This window comes from Photobacterium sp. DA100, from assembly GCF_029223585.1.
GTDB lineage: Bacteria > Pseudomonadota > Gammaproteobacteria > Enterobacterales > Vibrionaceae > Photobacterium.
The window spans coordinates 928,946-955,397 of the sequence record NZ_CP119424.1 but is presented as its reverse complement, the minus strand read 5'-3'; the positions used below and the strand labels follow the sequence as shown (position 1 = coordinate 955,397).

Sequence of the window (26,452 nt, the reverse complement as noted above, 5' to 3'; positions counted from 1 at the left end):
TTAGGTTCAGGAGCTCTACCATGACCTTATTAATGCGCAAGCTTACATTGTGTTTTCTAGCCGTATTCGCTGTTTGTAGCAATGCAGAACTGCCTCGCTATGACGACGGTGCCCGTTGGGCATTCATCTCTGAAGCCGATTCAAAACACATTGCCGTCGTTGATACATTCAAATATCAGTTGGCGGACAGACTTGAACTCAAAGCGGTACCCACCGAACTTGTAGTTTCTGACGTGCAAGATGTACTGGTTTATATCGATGGCGTCAGTAATAAAGTCTTTAGCTATGATTTGATAACGCACACCCACAGTGAAATGGCTTTAGAACGGGTGCCCCACTCGATCGTTTTCCATTCGGATGGTGCGCAATTGGCTGTTGCAAGCCAAGATCGCATTGACATCATCAAGCCATTGAAACAGGAATATGTTGCCTCAATTGAAGGCATCAAGTCACCATTTAGCATGAACTTTGACAATGGTGGCTATAACCTGTACATCACCGAAGCCAAAACAGGTAACACACTGATTTACAGAAACCACGACGGCCAACAGACCCACATTCAGCTGGGAGAAGGCAACGTATCGGCACTGACTCTTTCACCTGATGCGCGGCTGGCCCTGGTCTCGGACCATTCAACCAACTCCGTTTTCGTATGGGATCTCTTTAACGAGGCTCCCTATAAATCGTACCCGATGACAGCCAAGCCCTGGCGCCCTTACGTCAGCTCTGATTCCGAACACATGATATTTGTCGATGACAATGGCCTAGCCCAGATCGTCAACACTTGGTCTGGAGAAACAGTGAATAATTTCCAATTCAAGCAGGCGCCCAAATCGATTCGCACCGGCTGGTTAGAAACCATTGGGATTGTCGAAAGCGAAAAATCGCTAAACATCTTTGAGCTAACCAAAGCAAACAAAGCGACCTCACTTGCCCTTAAACATCCCCTCAACGAGGTCGTGGTCGTTTCTGATTCCAAAACCCTGTTTGCGACCCAACAAAACAGCAGTGATTTGTTTATCTACGATATACGCCAAAACAAACTGCTGCCGGCTATTAACACCGGTCTTAAACAGCCCCAGCATATTGTTATGGGGATCACCAACACCATTTGTCACTAAGGAGCAGGTATGCGTTTACTCGTTTCCTATTTTGTTCTTACCCTATTAACACTAGGCATGCTGCCCCCGGTTGCTGTGGCAAAGCCACTCACGTTCGAACTACAAGAGCATGACCTTGGCACCGTTACTGAAAAAAACTGGCCCGATAAGTACCTGCTGATAGGCGTCGGTTACACCAGTTGCCCAGATATTTGCCCCACCACCGTGATTGACTTGGCAACAGCCGTCCATACATTGGGTGACAAAAAAAACGCGGTCGTGCCTATTTTCATCTCCGTGGATCCCAAACGTGATACCGTCGAAAACATGGATCTGTATGTCAAATACTTCGATCCCAAAATGGTCGGCTTGGTCGGTAGTTTCGAGCAAACACGAGCTGCGGCCAGAAGCCTAAAAGCCACTTTTGGCTATTCACTGGAGGGGAAACCGATTTATCCCCCTTTGCCGAACCACTACGAAGTGTTCCACTCCGCGTACATCTATTTCTATGGCCCAGATCGCGAGCTGATCGATGTATACGGATACGGCGTGGGCGGCGTCAAGATTGGCCAGAGCTTAAAAAGGCACCTCGATGAATAAAATTGCCTTTTTGTTCGGCTCGCTAGTGCTAACCGCGATAGCCAACGCCAGCCAGTGCCCAGCTCCAGACGGCTTTATCGCAACGGATGGCTCGCAAAGATGGGAAAGCAATACTAAGCCTGTCACACTGGTCAATTTGTGGGCCGTATGGTGCCCGCCTTGCCTAAAAGAGCTGCCGATGCTGGACAGTATTGCCAATAGTAATATCTATGCTATCGATACCATCCACCTAGGTGATGTTCCGGATAGTGTCGACGTCAAATTTAAGCAGTTACAGATCAAACATCTACCGAAGACAATAGAACCCGATTTGGCTTTGCTGCAACAACTTGGCTTTCAAGGGTTACCCGCCAGTTTTGTGGTGATTGACAACCGAATAGTGTATCGCTACTCCGGCTATATCAACCAAGAAGCCGAGTTCATCAGACACTGGCTGCAATGCTTAAGCAAGGAGAATACACAATGAAGAAAGTAGTGGTGGCAGCCATAACTTGCCTTTCAGTTTCGGCATTCGCTTCTGTGGAAACAGAATCCGGTAGGCAATTATACCTCTCACCAGGTAAGGGCGGCTGTGCAACTTGCCATGGGGAGACCGGTAACGAGCCGGTCATGCCGATGTACCCGAAGATTGGCGGGCAGATGGAAATGTATCTGATTAACCAGATGCAAGACTACAAGCTCAAGAAGCGGAAAAACGGGTTATTTGTCCCAATGGAAGTAGCAATGGAACACTATAGCGATGAAGATATCCGCCAGATTGCCAAATACCTGGCGTCATTCTAAGTACAGCTAAACCAGACTTACAGAGTAGATCTTTTACATAGCCCCAAGATAATGAAACAGCTTGGGGTTAGATCCGATTCCAATAACACAGATTATTCACGCCACAGAATAACCATTCAAAATATTTTGTATATCCCCGGTGAATTTTCATACCAACGTGATAAGTTAGTCATAAAAATGACTGAAACAAAATCAACATAACTCTTTGTTTACACTCAATTTGATCTGAGCCAAGTTCTTACATTTCACACTGCTTTAGATTGTGATTAAACGTTAAGTAACAAGCCAACAACCATTTTATGCAAATCATTGCGCATCAATAACGGACATCATTATGCCTTAACCGTTTTAGCATAGTGAAATCTCAAGGAGTTTTCGGATGGACAAACCCTCGCAGTCGCTAACCCAAACCCTCTCTTACTTAAAGTTATGCACCTCCCAAATCATCTCTAGCCAACTTTCAGTTTCTCAAGCGGGTTCAGCAAAGCACATTAATGACCTCATTTCACTCGAATCAATTGAGTTGGATCATGCCAATGAGCAAGTCACCGAGCTACAGAAAACATTATTTCGCGCATTGCATGCACTAGAGGCTGGGCAATCTGCCATGGTTCATGATGCACTTATCGACGCGATTGAACAGATTAATCACGAGTTAACCGTCCCAAAGAAAAAGGGCTTGTCCAATGCATGTGTAGGTAATGAGGAATTGAGTGATCCTGCGTTAGTTGGCTAAGACCGTATTTACAGCAAAACAACCTGAATTTTAATAACTATAACTGGGCGGCTTTTTCTTTTTAAACAAGCCGCCCCCGATAGCCAACGTGGAATCTGCCGGATACCTTCGTCCTGTCGGTATCCGGCTTTTTTTACATCAGCCACTTCCACCAGACAAACACAGCAAGGAAGCCAAACAGATAGCTCAGGCCAACCCATGACAACACTTTCATCGATTTAGACCATTGTAAAGCTTGGGGCAAATCAGTTTTAGAAACCAATTGGTAGTTGAGCAAAGCAAAAATTGGTGTCGTCATAAAAGCCATTACCATAGCAAAATCAAGCATTGGCATTAGCGCTGAGCTGAAGAACAAGATGATCCCCATGGCAGAGGCCGCGGTAAACAACATCCAGCCGTTATGAAATGCACGCTGACCAACCGGTTTGGATTGAAGCAGTGACTGAGCTTCGGCCAGAGAACGGGCATAACCGTCAATCACGGTAATGGTACTACCAAAGATACAGAAGAAAGCCACAACCGCGATCAAGTAACGCGACCACTCACCGATCGTTGATGCGTACATACTGACTAATTGATGTGAAAAACCAATACCTGATGCTTTTAGCTCTGTGCCGCTGCCATGCAATACCAGCGCCCCGAGAGAGAGAAAGACAATTGCCAGGATAGCCGTACCGATATAACCGACGTTGAAATCAAACAATGCTGACTCGGGTGTGACCTGTTGTTCTTTTCGTTGGCTCTTTAGCCACAGCGATGTTAGACATGAAATTTCAATGGGCGCAGGCATCCAGCCCATCATTACAACAATAAAGCCAATAGCCGCCAGCGACCAAGCTGAGGGTGCTTGGAAATCAGCCGGAGCCACACTCCCCTTTCCCGCAGCAATAACCACGGCTGATAGCGTGGCTATGACCAGCACTGACATGATGACCTTTGACAGGCTGTCCAACGCCTTATAGTGGCCAGCCATCAAGATAACCAAACAAGCGACAACCACTATGCCGGACAATACAGGCAGAGATAAGCTAAACGGTAAGAAGTACCCCAACAGGCTAGCACTGAACAATAATAATGCGGCTGTATTGACGACGCCAGAAATCAAGCTTAACGCGGTAAACACCCATAAATAGCCGCGGCCCATTCCATCATAACCTTGAACCAAGCTATTGCCTGTCCCCATAGTGTACTGAACGCCGGCACGAAAAAATGGATATTTCAAAAGGTTTACCAGCAAAATCAGAGCGGCAAGCTGCCATCCATATATTGCACCGGCTTTGGTCGATGCCACTAAGTGGGAACCGCCGACGGCTGCCGTTGCCATCATTATGCCAGGGCCTAATGAACGAATAAGTCGGTGTAATGGCAAGGGGCCTGAGGAGTTCGGCTGTATTGGAGTTGTGTCAGACATAATCACATCCTGATGATTTTCTATGAGATAGCCTCATTTTGTCTCAGGTTTGTCACAAACATTCAACCTGGCCAAAACCATCAATAAGATGATTACGCCATTACAAGACCAAGACTTAGTGAATAGTAGCAAACCACCCCTATTGCACTTTTGTGATATCAGGTAAACCCGCGCAAAAAAACAATAAAAAAATCACAGCAATTCAGCAACTTCAGAATATGACACTCTTTTATCCTGGCTAAAAACCATCACCACAATTCAGTAGAATCATCCAGCCTTGAATTCTGGTTGAAGTAGTTGATTTATACAATATTTCTCCCAAGCTTCAAGCTAGCGTTTATGCTTATAAAAAGCCACGAACCCATTTTTGCTGGTTAGAATTTCAATCCTATATGAATAACGCTGTAGGCAAAAAAAACACACCGCCGCCCTCGAAGCGCAGCCGCTACCGCTATGTCCGACTGTTGACCTATGGCGTGTTTTTCCTTGTCTTCACAATTGTCATCCTTGCCGTTTTCATCCCTCCTTGGCTGGCTTCGAAAGGGATAGAGATCAATGCGATTTCCGGCATTCACATTGGCAAGCGCATTCAAATTGATAGGGTCTCGATCGCCGTAAACAAAACAGCGATTACCATCAGGAAACTCACTCTCGAACACTTTTCAGATGACCAAAGTGCCATTTCAACATCGTCTTGGCGCTTGCTGTCGCCGCATACAGTTGTCCGGTTAGCTCCCGAAATTCAACATGCACTTAAGCCCCACGGCCTCATTATTAATGACATTCACTTCAGCAACACCACTTTTAACTTAACGGATCTTTCAGCGCCATATGTGTTCAGTGCACATAGCCAGCAGGCTTCAGTCACCCTCGAAAACACAGTAGGCAATCGCATGCCGCAGCTAGTAAACAATTTACAGCTGGTCCTTACCACAGAACCATTCGTCACGCTTACCGGGATCATCGATGCCGCCAAACTCAACATCTTTCTGCCCCAGGATATTGGCCAAAACAGCTATCCGATCGAGTTAAGCAAAGGGCATTTTTCACTGAGTTGGCAAAATGGTAAAACTCCCTTGGCCGTCCATCTCGACGCCCTGACACCGCTATGGCAAACGGAAATAGATAACTTTCAACAGACAGGCCATGATATCGCATTGACTGTCGACCTCAACCAACCAAGCCAGAGTATGCGCTTGCAGGCCGACGTATTACGCTTTGCCCAGCCGACAGAGCTGCCTGAGTTTCTGGAAAAACCCGACGACGCCCATGAGGGCTTGCATTTAGGCCATGCCATTGCGAATTTGGCGCAACTCCCATTAAAGCACCTAAAGGTCAGCCACTTCACCTACGGTAACCTGATCATGGATGCCAAACTGGTATTGGACACTCCCAGGGTTCGGCACAACAGGCCTGATAAACAAGCCGAGCTACGGTTGATCGGCAAGGCTCTGGGACCAGAACAACCTTACGATATTGATGTAATTATCAAGCACCGTACTCTCGAAGAGGCAGAGTTCACCGGTACTGTTATCGGTCCAAGAGGCAACCAGCTAGATTGTAACGCCGACATCAGCTTCATTAGCCCGTTACCCAAAACATTTCGGTGTGAGGCAAACTTCAAACACACCCGGGATCTCACCGACAGGCTCAAGCTTTACGATATACCAAGCGCAAAATTAACAAAGCCTATCATAATCTCTGCCAGTCAAAGAGCATTGACTTTCAAGAATGGCAGCCCCGAAAACAAAAGTGACCCACTCCATTTCCATGATGTCGAGCACGTCCGTTATACCATCGACGTCGCTCTACCTGAGCAGGTCAATGTCGAGCTCAATCGCTTTGCCTTCGAGCATCCATTATTGGCCCAAAATGCGACATCGAAATCATCCCTTGCTGTACTTGAGCTCAACACCGATGGCACTCTGACATTCAATGCCGACTACCGTGATGGCAGTATTGCTTTAGGACTGGACAAAAGCACTGAACAACTCCACTTCCGTAATGACAAACTAGGCTATGACTTGAAGCTTGATTTCTCGGCCCTCCACTGCCTCATACCCTTTATCGACAGCAACGAAACGCTACAGTGTCACGCAAAAAGCATAATTAACGCGTTAGTTCCACAGTTATTTCCGACCCCTGCGGTGAGTATCCATAACAGTCGAATCCAGTCGGTGATTGAAGGCAATTGGTCTGGTGAGCAAATTGAATTCCAGCTCAATGATTCCCAGCTCATCATCGATAAAATGCGCATTGAGCACAGTGGTGAATGGCTCGAAGCTGATGCCGAAAACATCACGATAGAAGCTCAGATGGTAACCATCAAGCAAGATTTCAAACTTGACAAAACCACGGGCTTATTTATTTCTACGGACGTTAACCACCCGATCAGAGTTAATGCCGACAACCTTGCTGCACTTAAGTTGATCACCCCAGAAGGTACCTATGAAGCTGAAATTAGAGCCATGAGGCAAAAAGAAAATATTAACCAATTACCCGTGCAACGTTATAGCGGTCAGCTGTCAGCTGTGCTCTCAAAGCTGGGTTTAAAACTAGCAATCAAGCCTGAGCACTCGGCTGAGTTTCTTCTCACCACCGACTATCAAGCCAGCATCACGGTCAATCAAAATAATCAGCGCCTGCCCGGTTTAATGACTAATGGTGTACTGACTGTAGATCCAGTGAGGTCGAGCTTCAAAGGCGAAATCTTAAACAAGCGCCATACCAAACTGTTTGTCTATACCATTGAATATCTGATACCTCAGCAACAAGCCAACATAGAGTTACACCGTAATGATATTCCATTTTCCAGCAAGCAATCTTTGAAAAAGCATTACCTGCCCAAATTGCCCTTGGATCATGATATACACTCGGGTTCACTTGGCTTCGAAGCGAATCTCACGGTCCGTGGCGATCAATGGTCAGGTCAGATCAGCCTGTTTACCCACAATTTAAGTGGTTATGTCCATGATATTCATTTCGCCGATCTCAATGTCTCCCTGTCTATAGACATCTCCAATCACGGTGTCCGGTCACGTCAACCTATCAGCCTTCATGTCAGCTACCTGCACGCAGGAATACTATTGGAAAACCTGTATGCCATACTGGAGTTCGACAGCCAAAAACCATATTACAAACTCTATAGGGGCAAAGCTTATTTGCTGGGTGGGGACATCAGTATTCACGACATCGCCAGCGACTCCCTGTCCAATATTCCCACCGTGCCCATCCAGGTCCATGGCATAAAATTGCCAAAACTCATTGAGGCTGTTGCGGCTGATGATATCGAGATGTCCGGAGTTATCGATGGTCTGCTGCCATTTGGAATAAAGGATAGCGCACCAATAATAGCAGGTGGAAAACTGCACGCTCGATACCCGGGCGGGATCCTTAAGTACAAGGAGGGATCCCGTATCGATCAAAACGTAGAGGCCGCGGGTGAAAATAGTTTGTTAGTTGTGAGTACGATTCTCAAAAATTATAACTACCACTCGCTAATCGTTAATCTAGACTATTCTAAAGAAGGACAGCTAAGTGCTAGATCACATTTTAAAGGGCGAAACCCAGATGTTTTATCCGGGCGACCCATTAATCTGAATCTCAGCATAGAAGAAAATATTCCAGCACTACTAAAAACACTTAACATGATTAATTCAAAAAAGCTGGAAAACATGTTCTTAAAGCAGATTGGTGTGGATAAGTAGCATTTTTGCGCTTGAACTCAAAATCACTTAGTTGGACACGCCTTTGAGCTAAAGCGAGGTCAAAGGTAAGGGTCCACAAAAGGTTGTAACCAATGGATATCCAACTTAAGCTGTTTTATATACCATTTTTTATCGCCCTGTTTTCGGTCATGTCGCTTATGGCACTATCTGGCTGTACCCCAACGGTACAAGTCACTGCCTCTGATAAGCCAATAGAAGTTAATTTGAATGTCAAGATAGAACACGAAATTCGTATTAAAGTTGATAAGGAAATCGATGAGCTGTTTAATGATGATGATGTCTTTTAAGCTGGCAGGGAGTATGCCATGACGCGAAAAATGCTGTTCTTACTTTCCGTCTTTCTGACATTTAGTGCATTTGCTCTCGATCTTCAGCAAGCCAAGGATCAAGGACTTGTTGGTGAAGCAAACACTGGACTGATCGCCCCTATTACTGCCCGCCCGTCACCGCAGGTAAAAAGTTTGGTTTCCGAGGTGAATACACGCAGAACAAATACTTTCAAAAGAATTGCCGTCTCACACGGGCTCACCGTCAAGGAAGTTGGCCATATCGCCCACAAAAAAGCCGTCGATAAAACCGCACCTGGTCATTATTACCAGGATCCATCTGGCAGGTGGATTAAAAAATGACCTGGACAGGATTGCTACATTTAACCTCTATCGGTTCAATACTGCATAACCATATGTTAAGTAGATCTTAACCCTGGCATCAAAATATTATAATTATCCTTACTACTCTTTACGCATATACTCCTGCCAAGTTTTGTTCATCTGTATAACCAATGTCTGCTAAATTCTCTCTTTTCAACAAACTCTCCAAGACCGATGGCCTTTTCATCGCAGTGGCATTGCTATGCTTGCTACCGGTTGTCAGCTCTCCGGTTGCCCTGGTGCTAGGCTTCACCCTTGCCACTTTCGGTTTGGTCCCAACACAATTTAATTTGGCTGCACTGACTAAGAAACTCCTCTCTTACTCCATCATTGGACTTGGTTTTGGTATCCAGCTAGATCAGGCAATAGAAGCAAGCAAACAAGGCCTGGGCCTTATCATTGCCTCGATCTTTTGTACTTTGCTACTGGGCTATGTACTCACTAAATTACTGCGTATAGAACAGAAAACGGGTCACCTTATTGCCTCAGGCACAGCCATCTGTGGCGGCAGTGCTATTGCGGCGGTTGCACCGGCCATTAATGCCAAAGACGACCAAACCTCTTTAGCACTGGCCACGGTTTTTGTCCTGAATGCGATTGCATTGTTTATCTTCCCTGTCATTGGCCATTACTTGGAAATGAGCCAGCATGCTTTCGGCACATGGGCAGCAATTGCAATTCATGATACATCGTCGGTTGTGGGTGCTGCTGGTGCCTACGGGGACGAGGCACTGAAAACAGCAACGACGTTGAAGCTTGCCCGTGCGCTATGGATCATTCCAATTGCCTTCCTCAGCGCTCTGATGTTCAAGGGTAACAGTAAAAAAATCGGTGTGCCTTTCTTTATTGTGTTCTATTGCTTGGCAATTGGCATTGCCTACCTACTACCTGGTTTTCAACCGATGTATTCGGCAATATTCTCGGTATCCAAACGTATTCTGGTGGTGTGTCTGTTCCTGATCGGTTCAGGGATCACCATCCAGAAGCTTCGAGCCGCAGGTATCCAGCCGTTGTTACTGGGTGTGCTGCTATGGCTATGTATCGGTGGAGGCTCACTGGCCTATATCCAGCTTGCTGGCTAATTTTCGGTATCACACAAACAATACAGCCCCTTATTCACTTTAAGGGGCTGTTTTTTAGTCGCTTGCCACAATACGTTACGGTGTAATGTCCAGCCGGTCTGTCACACTGTTAATTTGCTTCACTTCTTCAATAAAGCCCGAGCTATCCGCCTCAGTCTTCAACTGACGCACACTTCCCTTTTTATCCACTTTACCTTGCCTTACCCTGCGTACACCTAGGCCTAAAATAATGACAAATGCGGCAAGGTCTAATACTGCGCTTACCAGCCCAGAGGTATACGATGAGGCGATCAGAATGCCACATACTAAGCCTATCCATACAAACATCCGCAACCTCATACCTTCCTGTTTCAATGAAGGTAATTATTAACCAATTGGTTAAATCCAGAAATTCGCTTTCACTCTATGACATACAGTTTTGTTATATGGCACGCCATTAACACTTGGCGACCTGTAGCTCGTCCAGCCGTGTCGTCCAACGGTTTGATCTAAATGCTTGGCGCATGTGCCAATTGGTAGAGCCGATGACAGAAGCAGGCTTTACACCGTTTTTGAATTTTGCATTCATCTGATCGGTGATTGCCATGAGATCACGCCGCTTCATCTCTTCCAGAGCACTGTCATCAAACATATCAAACTGGAATTGATCATTATTGGCATCGGTTAAACCATCCAATATTACCCCGATCTTCTGGTAGGCGTAACCCGGTCGGTAAATAGACTCCAGTTGCTGCAACGCAATATCGAGAAATTTATAACTGTCCTGACTCGGGCACAGCAACTCTCTCGCACAACTAACATTATGCTGCGGCAAATCTTTATAGCGATTGGTACGAAGAAAAACACCAACCACACCGGCTTGGCTATGTTGACGCCGAAGCTTCTCGCCAGCCCGCTGGCAATGAAATGCAAGGGCCGATTTCAAATCGTCGAGATCGCTTAGGTCAACACCAAAACTGCGGCTCGATAAAATCTGCTTACGCTTCTCGTCTATGTCGCCGGGGTCAATACAAGCAACACCTTGAAGCTCAAGCACAGTTCGGGCAAGCCCGACATTCCACAATCGGCGCATATCGGCCGGATTCTGTTCGGCTAATTGCAGTGCATTGGTGATACCACTGGTTTGCAGCCGGGTCGCGGTCTTCGCTCCGACCCCCCATATATCTTGCACACAGCACCTTTCTAGCAACCAGCGGCGACGCTGTTCGCTGTCAATTTGAATAACGCCATCCACCCTTTGCTCGTATTGTTTGGCAGCCTGATTGCCAAGTTTGGCTAATGTTGGACTCGAACCAATACCCACCCTGACAGGCAGCCCCAAATGCTGATAAATCCTGTCGCGGATCTCCTTACCGTAATGGGTCAACCCATCGAGCTGGAAACCGTCCAGCCGTACAAAAGCTTCATCGATAGAGTACTGCTCAACATGAGGCGAAAAGCGATGCAGTTCTTCGATGAAGCGGCGGCTCATATCAGCATACAGGGTATAATTCGAACTCCTGACTTCAACCCCCATCTTCCTGGCTTCGCGTTCAATTTTGAACCACGGCGCACCACGCTTGATACCGAGCGCTTTGGCCTCAGGAGAAAGCGCGACACAGCACCCATCATTGTTAGATAGCACCACAAGCGGTTTATTCACCAACTTTGGGTCAAACAGCTGTTCACAGGCACAGTAGAAACTTTTGGCATCAACCAGCGCCCACACCTGATCACGATATCCGTCTAATGCCGCCATCGTTCACCCCAGTAAGTTATGCACATTGCGCGTTACCACCCCAAAAATTTCTGAATCTTCGGGCATGGGAAAAGGCTTGAAACTCGGGTTTTCGGCAACCAACCACCATGTTTGGTCATGGCGCATCAGGCGCTTGCATGTGAATTCATCATATATCCTGGCAATCACAATTCGCCCGGGAGCAACGGGCTCGGCCCGATCAACGACCAATAGGTCACCGTCGTAAATACCGGCACCTATCATGGATTCACCAGACGCCCGCAGGAAAAAAGTGGCATTGGGGTTTCTAATGAGATAGCTCTCTAGGTCGAGCTCCTCTTGATGGCCGTCAGCAGGTGACGGAAAGCCGCACTTCACCCCTTCAATAAAGTAAGGAAATAGCTTCATCTCCATCGTTCTCAGTTAACTGTATATATATACAGTATACTGAAAAATAGATAGAATAGTCACACCTTAGTGTTAACTTTCAAGGTAACTGAAGACCGAACCAACAAACGAGCTATTTTCTATACAATTTCAATCACCTGGCAATATTTCGCTGCGCCTTATTCCGTCAACGCCGAATAAATCAGCAACTTTTGCTGCCATCTTCGGCAAACACGCTTTTACCGACGAGTATTGTCAAACAAACGCTCATCATTATTGGTAAAATTGTCGTTTATAAAAACTAAAAGATATATCCAATGAATTGGGTATGGGGTTATTACCAAGGAGTTTTTAATGCAAAAAATTTTTGCAGTTTTGGCTGTGCTTCTTTTAGCCGGCTGTTCCACCACCGAAAACACGCACACTGACAGCCAATGTATAGGCCAGATGACCACAGAGGAAGCCTACGGCCACCTCAACCCTGAGCGTTTCACCATTCAGGTGCTCGCTCTGACCGAAGAGCGTCAAGCCGATGTCAGAAACTATATCAACCACATCCAGGGCCAACAGCCAATCTGGGTGAACTGGAAGAAAAGTTCAAGCGGTCGCTGGTATGCTGTTATTTACGGCGATTTTGCAACCAAAGACGAAGCCAAAGCTGTCATTGACCGCCTGCCAGAAGCCGTACGCCAGCAGGGGCCATTCATCAGAAGCTTTGCCGAAGTACAAAGTGACAAGCAAACTGACGTCTTCCGCCTGCGTTGATCAAAAAAGCCGGAGTGTTTCACTCCGGCTTTCGATTCTTTCAATTATCGCCCTTCAAACAACTGGCCGACAGTTTTCATCGGTATAAACATCCGTACCCGCCCGTTGTGCTCGCAAAGCACTTCAAAGCCATATTTGGTATAAAAGGATTCCGCTTCGGAGCTCAGACAATCAACGACAATCGCATACGCCCTCATATGAGCATTGACTTGCCAAAGATATCTCAATGCCTTGACCAAACTCACTTTACCCAGTCCATTGCCATGATATTCATGGTGAACGGCAAGTTGAGCAAGCAAAAAAACAGGAATCGGATACTTGGGAAGCTTTTTAGCCATTGCCGCCGGTAATGTATCGCGACATATCGAGCTCGGCGCAATGCTATAGAAAGCACAAATGGGCCGTTTTTGATTGGGTAGCGGAAGTAAGGCAGGTAGCACCATGGTACGGCTGATACCTGCCTGCATATGTTTTGCCGCCTGAGTCTGAATGAAGGTATTTAGTTCCGGTTCACCGCAGTCAAAGGACGCGCGGTCATGCAGCTTTTTATCAAGCTCGATAAACTCTTTGGCCCAACTCACTTACTTAAAGCCCTTTTCATCTGCAAAATCCACAGCATCGAGCAAAGCTTTATTCGGTGATTTAGCCTTATCGCAAGCATCAACGAACCGATCAAATACATCACCATCAACAGTGATGCTTTCATGCTGAGCGATTACCTGGCTGGCATCTTCATCCATCAGACGGACCACGTACTCAGTCAGACTTTTCAGCCCCAAAAGTGCCGAGGCCTTTTCAGCTTTGGCTTTAATTTCTTCATCCAGGCGCAAGTCCAAACGTGCTGTTGCCATATCCACCTCCATCAGTACGGAAACACTCCGTACATAAAAAGTATACTCCTTGTTCACCGACACAGCAAATCGTACGGAAAGCTTCCGTACGATTTCAGTATCAACAACGGGATATCATTCCTTTAAGATGACATAGCCCCTGCACTTTGTGTTTTGTGGCTTTGCACTTCACGTCCTTCAAGCTTGTGAAGTTCACGCAACAAGATGAACAGTAGCATTAAGCCCGTAGCAGCCAAACCAACGGCCAAACCACCCCAAACACCTTCCAAACCAAACATGTTCATCAACACCCAGGCAGAAGGCAGACCAATGAGCCAGTAGCCAATACCAGTCGTTACCGTCGGGGCTTTCACCACTTTCATGCCGCGAAGAATACTAATAGCAGACAATTGCCAAGCATCAACCACAAAACAAGCCGCAACCATAATCATCACACTGGGCAATGCTGTGACTAACTCTTCCGCTAATGCATCACCTTCGACATTGAAGACAACAGTCAAGAACTCTGGTTTTGCAATCAACAATACCCCAAATAGAGCACTGGTGATTGTTACCAGCAACAAACCCTGTTTGGCATAGCGTTTTACCATGCCAGGTTCTTGCAGACCGACATGCTGGCTAACCAAAATAGAAGCTGCCTGGGACAGGCCAAAGGCTACGTTCCACGACAAATTCAAGCATTGCATTGCAATCTGGTGAATAGCCAGCGACACGGCCCCTAAGGTCCCCGCCAACAGTGCCGCGCTCGAAAACAGAGCATGCTCCATCAGGGTCGCAATCATTATAGGCACCCCGATCGCCAACAACGGCACCAGGATACCCAAACGATACTCCTGCCAATTGGCAAATGGATTATATTGACGGTATTTATCAAGGGTGAAGACCCAATAGCCATAGCCGAGCATGACAACGAAGGCGGCCAGTGCAGTACCGTAACCCAAGCCTGCCAACCCCATATCCCAATGAAACGCCATCAGGTAGCTTAGCGGCACATTAAGGATAACAGTGGCAATTGACATCACCATAACCGAGCGGGTGTCACCAAACGCACTAACCAAGCTGCGCAGAACCAACAGAATCAACGTCGGCAGCATCGCCCACTTCAAGGCATTGAGATAATCTACCGCCAGCACGACGGTTTCAGGATCTTGACCGGCTTTGAGCAGTAGGTCGTGCATCCAGAAGAAGACGGGCAATAACGTCACGGTCAGGATAACCGATAGCAGCAGTCCACTTTTGAGAGAAATACTGACTTCGGCGTCACCCTTCTCCATATCTTTTATTCTTTTGCCGTAGGCGATAGCAATTAAATTCGCAACACATCCAACGGTACTGCCCGCAACAGTAAAAACGATTGAGTAGACAGCTGCTCCCAGGCCACCGCCGGCAATAGCAAGGATACTGAGTTGGGCCATCATCCACACATCAGTAAATACCAATAATTGCGCAACCAGCTGTGAAATGATGAGCGGCACAGCCAAGCTGATTAATTTTTTCATTTATCACCACAAGACACTAGAGTATCGAAAAGCAGAAAGGATCTTCAGCAGTGACGGTAAAGGCGACCTATTTGAGGAAACCTAGATCAGAAAATGTAGGTTTAAAGTGCGTAACGGCCATCAAACTGCAGAGATAGGGATAATGTAAAATCTTCATGTTTGTGTTTCAAACGACATTTATAGTACCTTAGCATTCATAAAACTCATGCAAGAGTTATCACAAACTGAGCCGCTCGCGTGGCGAACACAATTGCCTATGAAGAAAAGACACAACCTACTTCCATCATCTTTAAATGGGTTAAGAGTATTTGAAGCCTCTGCAAGACACCTGAGTTTTACACTTGCCGCAGAGGAACTCAATGTGACGCAAAGTGCGGTCAGCAGGCAAATCAGACAGTTAGAAGATAAACTTGGTTTCTCACTGTTTATTCGCCACCACCGCTCACTGGAACTGTCAGCCCAAGGAAAAGAAATCGCTCTGCTGCTTACCCGTCAATACAGCGAACTAAACCAAACCATCCGCCAATTGAAAACTAAGGAAACGGGCACTTTGCGAGTGCAGGTTGCAATGAGTTTCGCCGTACGTTGGCTGATTCCCCGTTTGCATTCTTTTAAGTCACTCAACCCAGATGTCAACATTATATTGTCGTCCAGTATGGGACATGACAATGAACTCTTGCACTTAGAAGAGGGTGACTATGATATAGCGATATATAACGTCCCTGAAGTCCATCAAAGCAGCAACATGCCGACTTTTCTCAGAAAAGAGTACTTGGCACCCGTCTATTCTGAACTCTTGACCAAAACCGACGAGCCAATCGATGTGGACAAGCTCATCGCTAACTACCCTCGATTACACCCGACCCCCGACCAATCTGACTGGCGAGAGTGGCTTAGCCGAAATGGGCGAAGCGATCAGATAAAAAAAGACGGTCTAACCTTCAATACCTTGGATATGGCTTTAACTTCCTGCTTTGCGGGCCAGGGCATCACCATTACCGATCTGATGCTGGTCGTCCATGAATTGCAGCAAGGCTATTTGAAACTGCCTACCGGGGCGACTATCGTCACCAACAACACCTGGCAGTATTACTATCAAACCATCAGCAAGGGTGACACCGTCACGCGATTTATTGACTGGATGGTTGAAGAAGAAAGGAAGGACATGGCCGCGCTAACCCGTATGGCCGAGCAGCACGGCTGGAAAATCATCGATTGATTTCAAATGAGTGTGTCTTTGAGCAACTCACACTGACTCAATCAGCTCAGGCAGGATGTCAAAAAGATCCCCGACCAGTCCATAATCAGCGATCTCAAAAATCGGCGCTTCAGGATCACTGTTGATAGCAACAATCACTTTGGCATCTTTCATGCCGGCGAGGTGCTGAATAGCACCGGAAATGCCTATTGCAATATATAATTCCGGGGCCACAATTTTACCTGTCTGGCCAACCTGGTAATCATTGGAAATAAAACCGGCATCTACAGCCGCCCGAGAGGCGCCAATTGCCCCTCCGAGTTTATCGGCTAGTTGCTCGATCAAAGCAAAATTCTCTCTGCTGCCGAGCGCCCTGCCGCCCGATACGACAACACGGGCAGCGGTTAACTCAGGCCTTTCACTTTCCGATGCCTGACATCCGACAAACTCACTCAATTTATTATCAATCGAAATATCTAACTGCTGCTGATCTGCTTGGCCGCTGCCCATCGGGGCCGCATCAAATGCCGAACCACGAACAGTGATTATCTTTGTGGGATCAGTGCTGCGCACTCTTGCCAGTGCATTACCGGCATAGATGGGCCTGATAACCGTATCCTCACTTTCTATAGCGATGACATCAGACAGCATGCCAACATCCAACAACGCAGCCACACGAGGCATTACGTTTTTTCCAAACGTCGTGGCCGATGCCAGGATATGGCTATAATCAGAGGCTATTTCGGAAATTAACAATGCACTGTTTTCCGCCAGCTGATGCTCATACTCTGGCTTATCTGCAACCATGACCCGGCTGACGCCTTCTATATTTGACGCATCTTCAACAACCGAGTGACATTGATAGCCAATAACCAATACTTCAATAGCCATATCAAATGATCTAGCCGCCCCAACCGCCTTCAGTGTTTCCCCACCCAAGCGCTCATTATCATGCTCTGCAATGACTAGTACCCGCATTAGATCACCTTAGCACTATTTTTGAGTTTATCGACAAGCTCTGCCACTGAGCCAACCTTCACTCCGCCAGAACGCGGCTTCGGCGCCATTATCTCAATCACCTCTTGGTGGTTCTTGATTGTTACCCCGAGCGCTTCCGGGGTCATTACATCAAGAGGCTTTTTCTTTGCTTTCATGATGTTGGGTAATGATGCATAACGAGGTTCATTTAGCCGCAAGTCTGTACTCAATACTGCCGGCAAGGCCAATTGCAGCGTTTCCAATCCTCCATCTACTTCCCGGGTTACTTTCACTACTCGTTTGCCATCAATAGTGACACCGTCACCCATCAGCTCAACATTCGAAGCAAATGTACCCTGCGGATATCCCAGCAAGGCTGACAACATTTGTGCCACCTGATTGTTGTCAGTATCTATCGATTGCTTACCCAGAATAATCAACTCGGGTTGGTCTTGCTTGACTAAAGCCGCTAATAATTTCGCCACGGATAAAGGCTCAATCACGGCATCACATTCAATGTGAATTGCCCTGTCGGCACCCAATGCCAAAGCCGTTCTTAATTGTTCTTGGCAAGCAACCTCTCCGGCAGAAATGACCACCACTTCATCAGCCTGGCCCGCTTCTCGCAGCCGTATCGCTTCCTCTACCGCAATTTCACAAAACGGATTCATGGCCATTTTCACGTTGGCGGTTTCAACGCCGGAGCCGTCAGTTTTTACTCTTACCTTAACGTAAGGATCAATGACACGCTTAATCGCAACATATACTTTCACAGGCACTTCCTTATCAAACCAAAGCGCTAACGCCTTGCAATTGATTTATTCTTTGAGCCTAGTTGAGTTTACGTTTACGTCAACTGGACTATATTTTAACCAAGCGCTGTTCAGTTAGGGATTGAAGCATGAGTTCAGAACAACAAAGAGAAAGCATGTCGTTTGATGTTGTGATTGTTGGCGCTGGCCCTGCCGGTTTGTCTGCAGCCTGCCGCCTGATGCAGCTTGCCAACGAGAATGAACACCCCCTCTCAGTCTGTGTGGTCGAAAAAGGTGCAGAGATTGGCAGCCATATCCTGTCTGGCGCGTTGTTCGAACATAAAGCACTGGATGAACTCTTCCCTGACTGGGAGCGCATGGAAGCCCCATTACACAACGCTGTGTCTGATGATAAGTTTTGCTATCTCACCAATGAATTCAATCACATCACCGTTGCAGAGCCACTGGTGCCAGAGACCCTACAGAATATCGGTAACTTTATAATTAGCCTGGGAAACCTATGCCGCTGGCTGGCAAAGCAAGCTGAAAATCTCGGTGTTGAAATCTTTCCCGGCTTCCCCGCCAGCGAAATACTCTACAACAACCAGGGCGTTGTCTCTGGAGTGCTGACCAAAGATATGGGCCTTGATAAACAAGGAGGGCAAAAAGCCACTTTCGAGCCCGGCATTGAACTTCGGGCCAAGTACACCATTTTTGCCGAAGGTGCCAGAGGACATTTGGGGAAGCAGCTTATCAAGCAATTCCACCTCGACCATGGCAAACAACCACAACATTATGCCTTAGGGCTCAAAGAGCTATGGGAAATTCCGCCAGAACATCATAAGCCCGGCCAAGTTATCCATGGTGTCGGATGGCCGCTCAGCCAAACCGGCACGAATGGCGGCAGCTTTTTGTACCACCTCGACAACAATCAGGTCGCTGTCGGTTTAATTGTCGATCTGAACTATCACAACCCCTACCTCAGCCCATTTGATGAGTTCCAGCAGCTGAAGCACCACCCCTTGTTTAGCCAGCACCTAGCCGGAGGTCATCGCATAGCCTTTGGAGCAAGGGCGATAGCCAAAGGGGGGCTCCCCTCATTGCCCAGGCAGCAATTTCCTGGAGGGCTATTGGTTGGCTGCGATGCAGGCACGCTAAATATGGCGAAGATAAAAGGAAGCCATACGGCTATGAAGTCCGGTATGATTGCCGCAGAAGCGATTTTTCACGAACTAGAACAAGGTTTCCATCAGACCACGCCGGGGTATGACCAAATTTTCTGTCAATCTTGGTTATACGAGGAGCTGCACGACTCCCGTAATTTCGGGGCTGAGATCCATCGCTTTGGCACCTTAATCGGTGGAACCTTAGCGGCCATCGAGCAGAGGTGGTTCCGTAAATCGCTCAATTGGACCCTGAAAGACGATAAACCTGATCATGAATGCCTGGAACCCATTGCCAACCACCAGCCAATCAATTACCCGAAACCCGACGGCCAATTGAGCTTTGATAAAGCCTCATCAGTCTTTTTGTCTGGCACCCAACATGAAGAAAATCAGCCATGCCATTTGCTGCTCAGTGATGGTTCAATCCCGATTAACTTACACCTAGAGCGCTATGGAGAGCCCAGCCAACGCTACTGTCCTGCTGGGGTATATGAGATCATTGAAAAAGAAGGCAAGGCGGCATTTCAGATCAATGCCACCAACTGTGTCCATTGTAAAACCTGTGATATCAAAGACCCTTCACAGAACATAACCTGGGTGCCTCCGGAAGGGGGCGGCGGACCAAATTATCCCAATATGTAAGCCTTATGGGTCTTTGCGACAGGTTGGAACTAATTAACCCAGCGGGTATTGCGCCACACCCCCTGCTGCTCGGGCGTCAGGAATGTCCAAGCCACGATTCTAGTCAGCTTCTGCCCCTGGGCCATATCAATCGTTTTGACCTCTACCGCCCCAGCCTTTTTCAACTGCTTGTAGATGAGTGACAGATTGTCTTTTTTCGATACCAAGGTGGTAAACCAGAAACACTGGCTGGATTTCTCCACGCTTTGATTGATCATGCGCTTGATAAAAGCCGCTTCCCCTCCGGGACACCACAGTTCCGCTTTTTGCCCACCAAAGTTCAATACCGGCTTATTACCTTTCATTGCATTCGATGTTTTATCGCGCTGAAAATCCTGCTTGCGTCCCCCTTTCTTTTCTGAGTTCGCCGCCAGATTTTTTACCTTTCTAGCACTGCCAGCCATCGCCTCTTCGAGTGAAGCATGAAACGGAGGATTACACATAGTGAAGTCGAAAAGATCGCTGTCATTGATCATACCGGCAAAGATATGATCTGGGTTTTTCTGCAATCGACATTGAATCGCCCCTTTTAATGATGGGTTGGATTCAACAATGAACCTGGCCGACTTGATTGATACCGGATCAATGTCGGCAGCCACAAACTGCCAACCATATACGCGATGCCCAATGATCGGATAAACACAATTGGCGCCCGCCCCTATGTCGATTCCCTTGATGGTTTTGCCCTTGGGAATTTTGCCGCCGTTAGAGTCAGCCAATAGATCGGCAATATAATGCAGATAGTCCGCTCTGCCCGGAATGGGCGGACACAGGAAACCAGCAGGAATATCCCAGTATGACACTGAATAGAAATGGCTCAGCAGGGCCCGATTAAGCACCTTAACCGCTTCAGGATCACTGAAATTAACCGACAAATCACCATAAGGGTTCTTCGCTACAAACGGTGATAATTCGGGACAGCTTTGGATTAGCTTGTCAAAATCATAACGGGCTCGATGAGGGTTTCGAGGGTGCAGCCCCTTGCTCGGCGCTTTCTGCTTATGTTTTTGTGCCATATCGCTTTTCTATTTGAGTCAAAGTCGGCCTGATGCCAAAAAGAGAAGTATCCTACTTGAATCTGCCCCCCCTTGGAACCGACAATACGCGCCCCTGGGCAATTAACCAGCAGACCGCTGATATATTCTCTCTTGCTTCAGCCCATCGCCACCGTAGCAAGAAGTGATATGACAATATCCCCAAGACAGAGAATGTTAGGCAAGGCGACAACCACACCGGGATCCTCCCCTTGCCATCAGTTATACCTATTGATCTTCTTGTTTCTTAGCTGAGGCCATCACATTGCTAAATTTGTCTACCAAGTCTATTGGCATCGGGAAGACAATTGTCGTGGTTCTATCATTGGAAATTTCCGTCAGCGTCTGCATATAACGCAGCTGTACCGCATTGGGTGCCTGATTGAGGACATCGGCGGCCTCTCGTAATTTGGCCGATGCCTCCAGTTCACCAGTAGCATGTATGACCTTCGCACGGCGTGAACGCTCCGCCTCGGCTTGGCGTGCCAGAGCGCGTACCATACTGTCATCAAGATCCACATGCTTGATTTCCACATTGGCAACTTTTATTCCCCAATTGTCCGTATGCTGATCCAAAATCGCCTGCAGATCTTTGTTCAGCTCGTCACGGGCCGAGAGTAATTCATCCAGCTCATGCTGACCGAGCACAGAGCGCAGCGTGGTCTGGGAAAGCTGGCTCGTCGCTTCAAGGTAATTTTCCACATTATTGATAGCCATTTTTGGATCAACGACCCGGAAATACACTACCGCATTCACTTTAACCGAGACGTTATCACGAGTGATCAAATCCTGAGTAGGGACATCCAATACAATCGTCCTCAGGTCAACCCGTACCATTTGCTGAATGACTGGGATAATGATGATAAGCCCCGGCCCCTTTACCTGGTAAAAACGCCCAAGTAAGAATACAACTGCACGCTCGTACTCTCGGAGCACTCTGAACATGCTAACAATTAGCACGAACACCAATACAATAATCGTTGCTAATGAGTATGTGATCATATTATTTATCCTTATAAAAAGGGGGATACCAAACACATTCGATTCATTTTGAACGTTGATTAACTTCTAAGCACAGGCCATTGATTTGCACCACCGTTACCCTGTCACCCTTAACCAATGGTGCATCACAGTTGGCCTGCCAAATCTCGCCTTCCACCAGCACACGACCGCTGCCAGGAAAACCACTGACAACAACAGCTTCCCGCCCCAACAATGCTTCCATCCCCGTAGTCACAGGCTTGCGCCTTGCTTTAAGCAAGAGCGTGAGGATCACAAAGGTAAATAAGGCCGAAACGACTGTCAGTCCAACAATGAGTGGAATAGCAATTTGATAACCCGGCGTTTCTGTATCCATCAGCATCACCGAGCCAAGAGCAAAGGCTACAATTCCGCCAAGCCCGAGAATACCAAAGCTCGGACTGAAGGCCTCGGCGACCATGAGCGCAATGCCCAATAACAGTAGCCCTAGACCAGCATAGCTCACCGGGAGCATTTGTAAGGAGTACATTGCCAGCAGCAGACAGATTCCCCCTAACACCCCCGGCAATCCGACACCGGGATTGTAAAATTCCAGCAACAAGCCGTAGATACCAATCAGCATCAAGATGTAGGCAACGTTGGGGTTGGTAATAACGGACAGTAGCTTGAAGCGCCAATCTTGCTCACGCTCGATATAAGCGACATTGGCGAGCTCAATCTTCGCTTCGAGACCGTTGATAATCACCGTTCGCCCATTCGACTGGCGGATCAACCCGTCGAGATCAGACGCAAGGAAGTCAATCACATTCAGCTCTAGTGCCTTTTCGGCATCGATACTGGCCGCTTCTGTGACTGCCGTTTCTGCCCATTCTTCGTTGCGTCCATGCAATTTCGCCAAACCACGAATGTATGCCCGGGCATCGTTAATCACTTTTTTCTCCATTGCCGTTTTGGCTGTGACTTTTTCGTCACTATCAGCAGCCTCGCCGTCTTCATCACTGCCGGAGGATTCTGGCTCTTTATCTTTTTTCGGAGCAAACGGATTTCCCCCGGAATCATCTGGGTCTTTACCTCCCGGCGCAGTCAGGGAAACGGGGGTGGCTGCGCCAAGATTCGTTCCCGGAGCCATGGCCGCTATATGACTAGCAAGCAGAATGTATGTCCCTGCACTGGCCGCTCGCGCCCCCGCGGGGCCGACCCAAGTAGCGACGGGCAAAGGAGACGTAGTAATAGCCCGAATGATATCTCGCATCGAGGTATCCAAGCCGCCGGGGGTATCCACTTTCAATACGATGAAACTGGCCTGCTCTTTGTGTGCCTGCTCAATTTCTCGTGACACATAATCACTGGTGGCCGGCCCTATTCCTCCGGAAATTTCAATCACCCATACATTTTGCGCCAATACGGGCTGACTAAAAAACCAGATGCTGAGTGCAGCTAAAACAGCCAACACTTTCATACACCCTCCTAGCCAAAGTTGGCCGTAATACAGATATCATGCATTTAAGCCAACTATTGGTGTCCGTTAAGGTATTAACCAATTTTGTTAATAAGCATAGCTCATTGACTTCATTGACTAAGCATCATCGCTGCTAATGCGCTTAAAATTGGCAAGCATAGTTGACAGACAGAGAGGTAACAGGAAGAGTTACCAGCAGGGCTAAATGACAAACTTGTGAACCTTGCATGATGTTTATACTTAACTCATTGCAAACTTAGAGCTCTCTGTAGAGTAAGGGTACCCTATGCAAGCAGTTTGTCACCCTGTGTTATCTCTGTGGCTGTTTTTTTGTAGTCTTATTGCTGTCACCCTGCCGACTTTTGCCTCCGACAAAATATCAGTCAGCGTTGGTACTTATCATTGCCCTCCTTTTGTCATTGAAAGTGAAACAGAAACTCCGATAGGCCTGAGTATTTTTCTATGGGAACAAATTGCGGCCGAGCTGAATCTGAATTTCGAATACAGCCATCATGAGCTAGGTGAGCTGCTGAATAATGTCAGTAACAATAAACTCAATATCGGCGTGTCGTGTATCTCCATAACACCCGAGCGTGAAGAAATACTCGATTTCTCACACTCGTTTTATGAAACCCACCTTGCTATAGCTGTTAAGCAACAAGGTCATCTGTCGACCATCAAGAACATCATAACCAATAGAAAACTGCTTCTTGTCCTAGGCTTCATCTGTATTGTTGCCAGCCTTGTTGGCGGCTTCTATTACTTACTAGAACACAAGGTTAACGATAAACTTTATTCAATGCGGTCGAACAAAGCCCAGATGATTGAAGGTTTTATACTCGGGCTATTATTTATTACAAAAGGCCCCTTTAACTACTTCGAATTTAAAACCCTGACAGGTCGTATTTTGACTGTATTCCTCGCCATATTTACCACTTTTTTCATTGCCAGTGTCACCGCCATTCTCGCCAGTACATTTACTCTCGGCCTCCTGAGCAGCGACATCAAAGGTCCCAATGACTTGGCAAATATCACCGTGGGAGCAAAGTCAAAATCAACCTCCTCTCTCTTTCTGACTAGCCACAGCATTGTTCACCGTACCTACCAAAATATCGATGAGTTACTCACAGCCTTGGATAGTGGCCAAGTGGAAGCTATTGTCGCCGACGATGCAGTTTTGAAATATTTAATCAAAAAGGGAAAAGAAAAAGGAGACTATCAAACACTCTCGGTGTTGCCTTACCAATTCGAAAAACAAAATTATGGCTTGGTCATCGAAAACAACAGCCCTTATCGTGAAGAATTGAACCGAGCCTTATTAAGAATACGAAAGAGTCCAGGCTGGCGTCACGCTCTCAGCGAGTACTTTGCCGAACATTAAAAAAAAGCGCTCGTAAGAGCGCTAAAAGCCAAGACAACTAAACGTTTCAAACTGGACGGCTTACTTCCACTTAAAAAGCCGGCCCAATTTTGACGGATGATAAGACCAGCAGTGGTCAAAGACCGTCATCAATTCAGGGTTACCGTATTTCGATAAATTGACGGCGTGGAAGCGGTTCCTATTCTCTTTGAGTTTCGCAATGCGCTTCATCATCTCATCAGGCTGGGATGGGGCGATAAAGTCCGATAACACAATCAAATCTGCATTTTTGTACTTTTCACTCAACATCAGCTCGATCGACTGATCTAGAACAGGCCCCAAATCCGTGCCTCCGTGAAAGGAATAGGAGAGAAAATTCAAAACCTCGCTCAAGCCATCTTGCTTGGTCAGCTCGTAGGTTATTTGCTGCGTCGAGAACATAATGACGTAGCACTCTCTATCTTCAGCCAAAGCAATTTGCATCAAGCCATAGGCCAACGCCTTGGCACATTGCTCTGGAAATCCATTCATCGAGCCAGATGCATCAATACATACAATGAATGGCCCTTTTTCTTGTTCAACCTGCTTGGTCTGGCGTTTATATGCCTTCACCCGGCGCAGCTTACGCTGGGCACCTTGCATCTTGTAGTTGAGCAAACGCTTATCGACCAAGTGCTTATAAAAAACAACTTCCAGCTCAGGATAGGCCAAGAACATCGCTTCGTTCGGCAGCAGCTTGGAGAGATCATCACTTTCGTGGATACCCACTATATCATCAGTAACGTTGTCACTTTGCTCCTCAACCATTTTCAGATCTTCAGCTCGAACCCGCTCTTTGTTGGGATCATCAACCTCATTCGCCATTCGGCCAAGCTTCTCAGCTATCTCTTTCAAGCCGCTATTTTTCTTTAAAAACTGAGCCATATTTTTGAGGGTACTGACATCGGTTTTGGTCAATTTAGCCTTGGCCATATCCCACAACCGCCCTGCTTTCTTCTCATCCCCAGCTTCTGTTACCGCCTCCATATGCTGCATGGTTTCGATACGCTGATATAGATCTGCTAACAACTTTTCTTTGTGCTGCTCCAACTCAATTTGCTGAGCTTCAGTCAGTGCCAATGTGAGATACTTATGCCACTGGCTACAGAAATAACTTTGGAACATCGGATTATGTTTCTGGTGGTCGCGCTCCAGCAACGTCTTAGCTTTAAAATAGAATGCTGAATGTCCTTCCAACTGCTTAACCACATCATCAACATTTTCAATAAATTGATCCGCTTGCCAATTGCATGCCTGCTGATAGAGCTCTATTTCCTGATGAAACCGCTCTTCTACACTGACATTGGTAATTCGCTTTTGTACCTGGCCCCGCCACTTCATGATCTGCTTTTTCATCGCAGACTTGATGCCAGGGTTAGATTCGGCTGCAATAATTAACTGCTTATGCAGCATCAATTCCTGCACCGCGTTATCAATGATACCGGACTCCGATAGCATCATCGCAAGATTTAGACCTTCAGAAACCGGCATAACT

General features: G+C 47.0%; 26 protein-coding genes. 13 read left to right on the top strand and 13 right to left on the bottom strand.

The features are described from left to right. Window positions 1–20: 20 nt before the first annotated feature. The 5 genes from PTW35_RS22080 to PTW35_RS22060 all read left to right on the top strand — a co-directional run bounded on the left by PTW35_RS22080 (window position 21) and on the right by PTW35_RS22060 (window position 3,219). The gene (locus PTW35_RS22080; RefSeq protein ID WP_231580633.1) at window positions 21–1,121 is read left to right on the top strand and encodes a WD40 repeat domain-containing protein; all 1,101 of its coding nucleotides are present in this window, start codon (window positions 21–23) and stop codon (window positions 1,119–1,121) included. A 9-nt stretch (window positions 1,122–1,130) separates the two neighbouring features. Beyond that, window positions 1,131–1,700 (top strand): SCO family protein, encoded by a 570-nt coding sequence (locus PTW35_RS22075; protein ID WP_052829613.1) that lies wholly within the window; start codon window positions 1,131–1,133, stop codon window positions 1,698–1,700. Continuing rightward, window positions 1,693–2,166, top strand: coding sequence for a TlpA disulfide reductase family protein (locus tag PTW35_RS22070; protein WP_281029000.1), 474 nt, complete (start codon window positions 1,693–1,695; stop codon window positions 2,164–2,166). The genes PTW35_RS22075 and PTW35_RS22070 overlap by 8 nt, the downstream gene beginning before the upstream one ends. Beyond that, on the top strand, window positions 2,163–2,483 hold the full coding sequence (locus PTW35_RS22065) for a cytochrome c (protein WP_039457056.1): 321 nt from the start codon (window positions 2,163–2,165) through the stop codon (window positions 2,481–2,483). Before PTW35_RS22070 ends, PTW35_RS22065 begins: the two co-directional genes overlap by 4 nt. 379 nt (window positions 2,484–2,862) lie before the next feature. Then, window positions 2,863–3,219: a hypothetical protein gene (locus PTW35_RS22060; RefSeq protein ID WP_281028999.1), complete on the top strand. Its 357-nt coding sequence runs from the start codon at window positions 2,863–2,865 to the stop codon at window positions 3,217–3,219. 133 nt (window positions 3,220–3,352) lie between these two features. Here the strand turns inward: PTW35_RS22060 and PTW35_RS22055 are convergent, their stop codons facing one another. Further along, complete coding sequence (locus PTW35_RS22055) at window positions 3,353–4,630, bottom strand: divalent metal cation transporter (protein WP_281028998.1); 1,278 nt, start codon at window positions 4,628–4,630, stop codon at window positions 3,353–3,355. A 392-nt stretch (window positions 4,631–5,022) separates the two neighbouring features. On the opposite strand from PTW35_RS22055, the gene PTW35_RS22050 reads away from it, so the two are divergent. From PTW35_RS22050 to PTW35_RS22035, 4 genes are all read left to right on the top strand, one after another. Continuing rightward, window positions 5,023–8,337, top strand: a complete 3,315-nt coding sequence (locus tag PTW35_RS22050; RefSeq protein WP_281028997.1) for a YdbH domain-containing protein — start codon at window positions 5,023–5,025, stop codon at window positions 8,335–8,337. A 92-nt stretch (window positions 8,338–8,429) separates the two neighbouring features. Next, window positions 8,430–8,645 carry a YnbE family lipoprotein gene (locus tag PTW35_RS22045; RefSeq protein WP_044621077.1) on the top strand — a complete coding sequence of 72 codons (216 nt, stop codon included), beginning with the start codon at window positions 8,430–8,432 and terminating at the stop codon, window positions 8,643–8,645. A gap of 18 nt (window positions 8,646–8,663) precedes the next feature. Continuing rightward, entirely contained in the window at window positions 8,664–8,987 is a 324-nt protein-coding gene (locus PTW35_RS22040) for a YdbL family protein (RefSeq protein ID WP_281028996.1), read from the top strand. 152 nt (window positions 8,988–9,139) lie between these two features. Next, window positions 9,140–10,090: a putative sulfate exporter family transporter gene (locus tag PTW35_RS22035; RefSeq protein ID WP_281028995.1), complete on the top strand. Its 951-nt coding sequence runs from the start codon at window positions 9,140–9,142 to the stop codon at window positions 10,088–10,090. Window positions 10,091–10,165: 75 nt separating this feature from the next. On the opposite strand, the gene PTW35_RS22030 is transcribed toward PTW35_RS22035, so the two are convergent. The 3 genes from PTW35_RS22030 to umuD all read right to left on the bottom strand — a co-directional run bounded on the left by PTW35_RS22030 (window position 10,166) and on the right by umuD (window position 12,215). Beyond that, window positions 10,166–10,417 carry a hypothetical protein gene (locus tag PTW35_RS22030; protein ID WP_281028994.1) on the bottom strand — a complete coding sequence of 84 codons (252 nt, stop codon included), beginning with the start codon at window positions 10,415–10,417 and terminating at the stop codon, window positions 10,166–10,168. A gap of 109 nt (window positions 10,418–10,526) precedes the next feature. Beyond that, entirely contained in the window at window positions 10,527–11,828 is a 1,302-nt protein-coding gene (locus PTW35_RS22025; protein WP_281028993.1) for a Y-family DNA polymerase, read from the bottom strand. A gap of 3 nt (window positions 11,829–11,831) precedes the next feature. Next, window positions 11,832–12,215: a translesion error-prone DNA polymerase V autoproteolytic subunit gene (gene umuD / locus PTW35_RS22020; protein ID WP_044621082.1), complete on the bottom strand. Its 384-nt coding sequence runs from the start codon at window positions 12,213–12,215 to the stop codon at window positions 11,832–11,834. A 333-nt stretch (window positions 12,216–12,548) separates the two neighbouring features. On the opposite strand from umuD, the gene PTW35_RS22015 reads away from it, so the two are divergent. Continuing rightward, the gene (locus PTW35_RS22015) at window positions 12,549–12,959 is read left to right on the top strand and encodes an SPOR domain-containing protein (RefSeq protein WP_044621083.1); all 411 of its coding nucleotides are present in this window, start codon (window positions 12,549–12,551) and stop codon (window positions 12,957–12,959) included. Between the two features lie 44 nt (window positions 12,960–13,003). Here PTW35_RS22015 and PTW35_RS22010 read toward each other — a convergent pair whose 3' ends face one another. The 3 genes from PTW35_RS22010 to PTW35_RS22000 form a co-directional block, all read right to left on the bottom strand. Next, window positions 13,004–13,540, bottom strand: a complete 537-nt coding sequence (locus PTW35_RS22010) for a GNAT family N-acetyltransferase (protein WP_044621084.1) — start codon at window positions 13,538–13,540, stop codon at window positions 13,004–13,006. After that, window positions 13,541–13,810 (bottom strand): DUF1778 domain-containing protein, encoded by a 270-nt coding sequence (locus tag PTW35_RS22005; RefSeq protein WP_044621903.1) that lies wholly within the window; start codon window positions 13,808–13,810, stop codon window positions 13,541–13,543. Window positions 13,811–13,932: 122 nt separating this feature from the next. Further along, window positions 13,933–15,309, bottom strand: a complete 1,377-nt coding sequence (locus PTW35_RS22000) for an MATE family efflux transporter (protein WP_044621085.1) — start codon at window positions 15,307–15,309, stop codon at window positions 13,933–13,935. A gap of 205 nt (window positions 15,310–15,514) precedes the next feature. On the opposite strand from PTW35_RS22000, the gene PTW35_RS21995 reads away from it, so the two are divergent. Continuing rightward, a complete protein-coding gene (locus PTW35_RS21995) occupies window positions 15,515–16,528 on the top strand; it encodes a LysR family transcriptional regulator (RefSeq protein ID WP_348637744.1) in 1,014 nt (337 codons plus the stop codon). 27 nt (window positions 16,529–16,555) lie between these two features. Here PTW35_RS21995 and PTW35_RS21990 read toward each other — a convergent pair whose 3' ends face one another. Further along, on the bottom strand, window positions 16,556–17,485 hold the full coding sequence (locus PTW35_RS21990; RefSeq protein WP_281028991.1) for an FAD-binding protein: 930 nt from the start codon (window positions 17,483–17,485) through the stop codon (window positions 16,556–16,558). Further along, window positions 17,485–18,258 (bottom strand): electron transfer flavoprotein subunit beta/FixA family protein, encoded by a 774-nt coding sequence (locus PTW35_RS21985; protein WP_281028990.1) that lies wholly within the window; start codon window positions 18,256–18,258, stop codon window positions 17,485–17,487. The genes PTW35_RS21990 and PTW35_RS21985 overlap by 1 nt, the downstream gene beginning before the upstream one ends. 128 nt (window positions 18,259–18,386) lie before the next feature. On the opposite strand from PTW35_RS21985, the gene PTW35_RS21980 reads away from it, so the two are divergent. Further along, window positions 18,387–20,045: an electron transfer flavoprotein-ubiquinone oxidoreductase gene (locus tag PTW35_RS21980; protein WP_281028989.1), complete on the top strand. Its 1,659-nt coding sequence runs from the start codon at window positions 18,387–18,389 to the stop codon at window positions 20,043–20,045. Window positions 20,046–20,074: 29 nt separating this feature from the next. On the opposite strand, the gene rlmF is transcribed toward PTW35_RS21980, so the two are convergent. From rlmF to PTW35_RS21965, 3 genes are all read right to left on the bottom strand, one after another. Next, window positions 20,075–21,100, bottom strand: a complete 1,026-nt coding sequence (rlmF, locus tag PTW35_RS21975; protein ID WP_281028988.1) for a 23S rRNA (adenine(1618)-N(6))-methyltransferase RlmF — start codon at window positions 21,098–21,100, stop codon at window positions 20,075–20,077. A 246-nt stretch (window positions 21,101–21,346) separates the two neighbouring features. Then, window positions 21,347–22,120 carry a slipin family protein gene (locus PTW35_RS21970; protein WP_281028987.1) on the bottom strand — a complete coding sequence of 258 codons (774 nt, stop codon included), beginning with the start codon at window positions 22,118–22,120 and terminating at the stop codon, window positions 21,347–21,349. Window positions 22,121–22,163: 43 nt separating this feature from the next. Next, a complete protein-coding gene (locus PTW35_RS21965; RefSeq protein WP_281028986.1) occupies window positions 22,164–23,558 on the bottom strand; it encodes a nodulation protein NfeD in 1,395 nt (464 codons plus the stop codon). Window positions 23,559–23,844: 286 nt separating this feature from the next. On the opposite strand from PTW35_RS21965, the gene PTW35_RS21960 reads away from it, so the two are divergent. Further along, window positions 23,845–24,939, top strand: coding sequence for a transporter substrate-binding domain-containing protein (locus PTW35_RS21960; RefSeq protein ID WP_281028985.1), 1,095 nt, complete (start codon window positions 23,845–23,847; stop codon window positions 24,937–24,939). 60 nt (window positions 24,940–24,999) lie between these two features. On the opposite strand, the gene viaA is transcribed toward PTW35_RS21960, so the two are convergent. Further along, complete coding sequence (gene viaA, locus PTW35_RS21955; RefSeq protein WP_281028984.1) at window positions 25,000–26,448, bottom strand: ATPase RavA stimulator ViaA; 1,449 nt, start codon at window positions 26,446–26,448, stop codon at window positions 25,000–25,002. Window positions 26,449–26,452 lie beyond the last annotated feature (4 nt).

Excerpts from the sequence above, each read along its gene's own strand:
- PTW35_RS22080 (WP_231580633.1), top strand. The coding sequence starts at position 21 with ATGACCTTATTAATGCGCAAGCTTACATTGTGTTTTCTAGCCGTATTC.
- PTW35_RS22075 (WP_052829613.1), top strand. The coding sequence starts at position 1,131 with ATGCGTTTACTCGTTTCCTATTTTGTTCTTACCCTATTAACACTAGGC.
- PTW35_RS22070 (WP_281029000.1), top strand. The coding sequence starts at position 1,693 with ATGAATAAAATTGCCTTTTTGTTCGGCTCGCTAGTGCTAACCGCGATA.
- PTW35_RS22065 (WP_039457056.1), top strand. The coding sequence starts at position 2,163 with ATGAAGAAAGTAGTGGTGGCAGCCATAACTTGCCTTTCAGTTTCGGCA.
- PTW35_RS22060 (WP_281028999.1), top strand. The coding sequence starts at position 2,863 with ATGGACAAACCCTCGCAGTCGCTAACCCAAACCCTCTCTTACTTAAAG.
- PTW35_RS22055 (WP_281028998.1), bottom strand. The coding sequence starts at position 4,630 with ATGTCTGACACAACTCCAATACAGCCGAACTCCTCAGGCCCCTTGCCA.
- PTW35_RS22050 (WP_281028997.1), top strand. The coding sequence starts at position 5,023 with ATGAATAACGCTGTAGGCAAAAAAAACACACCGCCGCCCTCGAAGCGC.
- PTW35_RS22045 (WP_044621077.1), top strand. The coding sequence starts at position 8,430 with ATGGATATCCAACTTAAGCTGTTTTATATACCATTTTTTATCGCCCTG.
- PTW35_RS22040 (WP_281028996.1), top strand. The coding sequence starts at position 8,664 with ATGACGCGAAAAATGCTGTTCTTACTTTCCGTCTTTCTGACATTTAGT.
- PTW35_RS22035 (WP_281028995.1), top strand. The coding sequence starts at position 9,140 with ATGTCTGCTAAATTCTCTCTTTTCAACAAACTCTCCAAGACCGATGGC.
- PTW35_RS22030 (WP_281028994.1), bottom strand. The coding sequence starts at position 10,417 with ATGTTTGTATGGATAGGCTTAGTATGTGGCATTCTGATCGCCTCATCG.
- PTW35_RS22025 (WP_281028993.1), bottom strand. The coding sequence starts at position 11,828 with ATGGCGGCATTAGACGGATATCGTGATCAGGTGTGGGCGCTGGTTGAT.
- umuD (WP_044621082.1), bottom strand. The coding sequence starts at position 12,215 with ATGAAGCTATTTCCTTACTTTATTGAAGGGGTGAAGTGCGGCTTTCCG.
- PTW35_RS22015 (WP_044621083.1), top strand. The coding sequence starts at position 12,549 with ATGCAAAAAATTTTTGCAGTTTTGGCTGTGCTTCTTTTAGCCGGCTGT.
- PTW35_RS22005 (WP_044621903.1), bottom strand. The coding sequence starts at position 13,810 with ATGGCAACAGCACGTTTGGACTTGCGCCTGGATGAAGAAATTAAAGCC.
- PTW35_RS22000 (WP_044621085.1), bottom strand. The coding sequence starts at position 15,309 with ATGAAAAAATTAATCAGCTTGGCTGTGCCGCTCATCATTTCACAGCTG.
- PTW35_RS21995 (WP_348637744.1), top strand. The coding sequence starts at position 15,515 with ATGCAAGAGTTATCACAAACTGAGCCGCTCGCGTGGCGAACACAATTG.
- PTW35_RS21990 (WP_281028991.1), bottom strand. The coding sequence starts at position 17,485 with ATGCGGGTACTAGTCATTGCAGAGCATGATAATGAGCGCTTGGGTGGG.
- PTW35_RS21980 (WP_281028989.1), top strand. The coding sequence starts at position 18,387 with ATGAGTTCAGAACAACAAAGAGAAAGCATGTCGTTTGATGTTGTGATT.
- rlmF (WP_281028988.1), bottom strand. The coding sequence starts at position 21,100 with ATGGCACAAAAACATAAGCAGAAAGCGCCGAGCAAGGGGCTGCACCCT.
- PTW35_RS21970 (WP_281028987.1), bottom strand. The coding sequence starts at position 22,120 with ATGATCACATACTCATTAGCAACGATTATTGTATTGGTGTTCGTGCTA.
- PTW35_RS21965 (WP_281028986.1), bottom strand. The coding sequence starts at position 23,558 with ATGAAAGTGTTGGCTGTTTTAGCTGCACTCAGCATCTGGTTTTTTAGT.
- PTW35_RS21960 (WP_281028985.1), top strand. The coding sequence starts at position 23,845 with ATGCAAGCAGTTTGTCACCCTGTGTTATCTCTGTGGCTGTTTTTTTGT.
- viaA (WP_281028984.1), bottom strand. The coding sequence starts at position 26,448 with ATGCCGGTTTCTGAAGGTCTAAATCTTGCGATGATGCTATCGGAGTCC.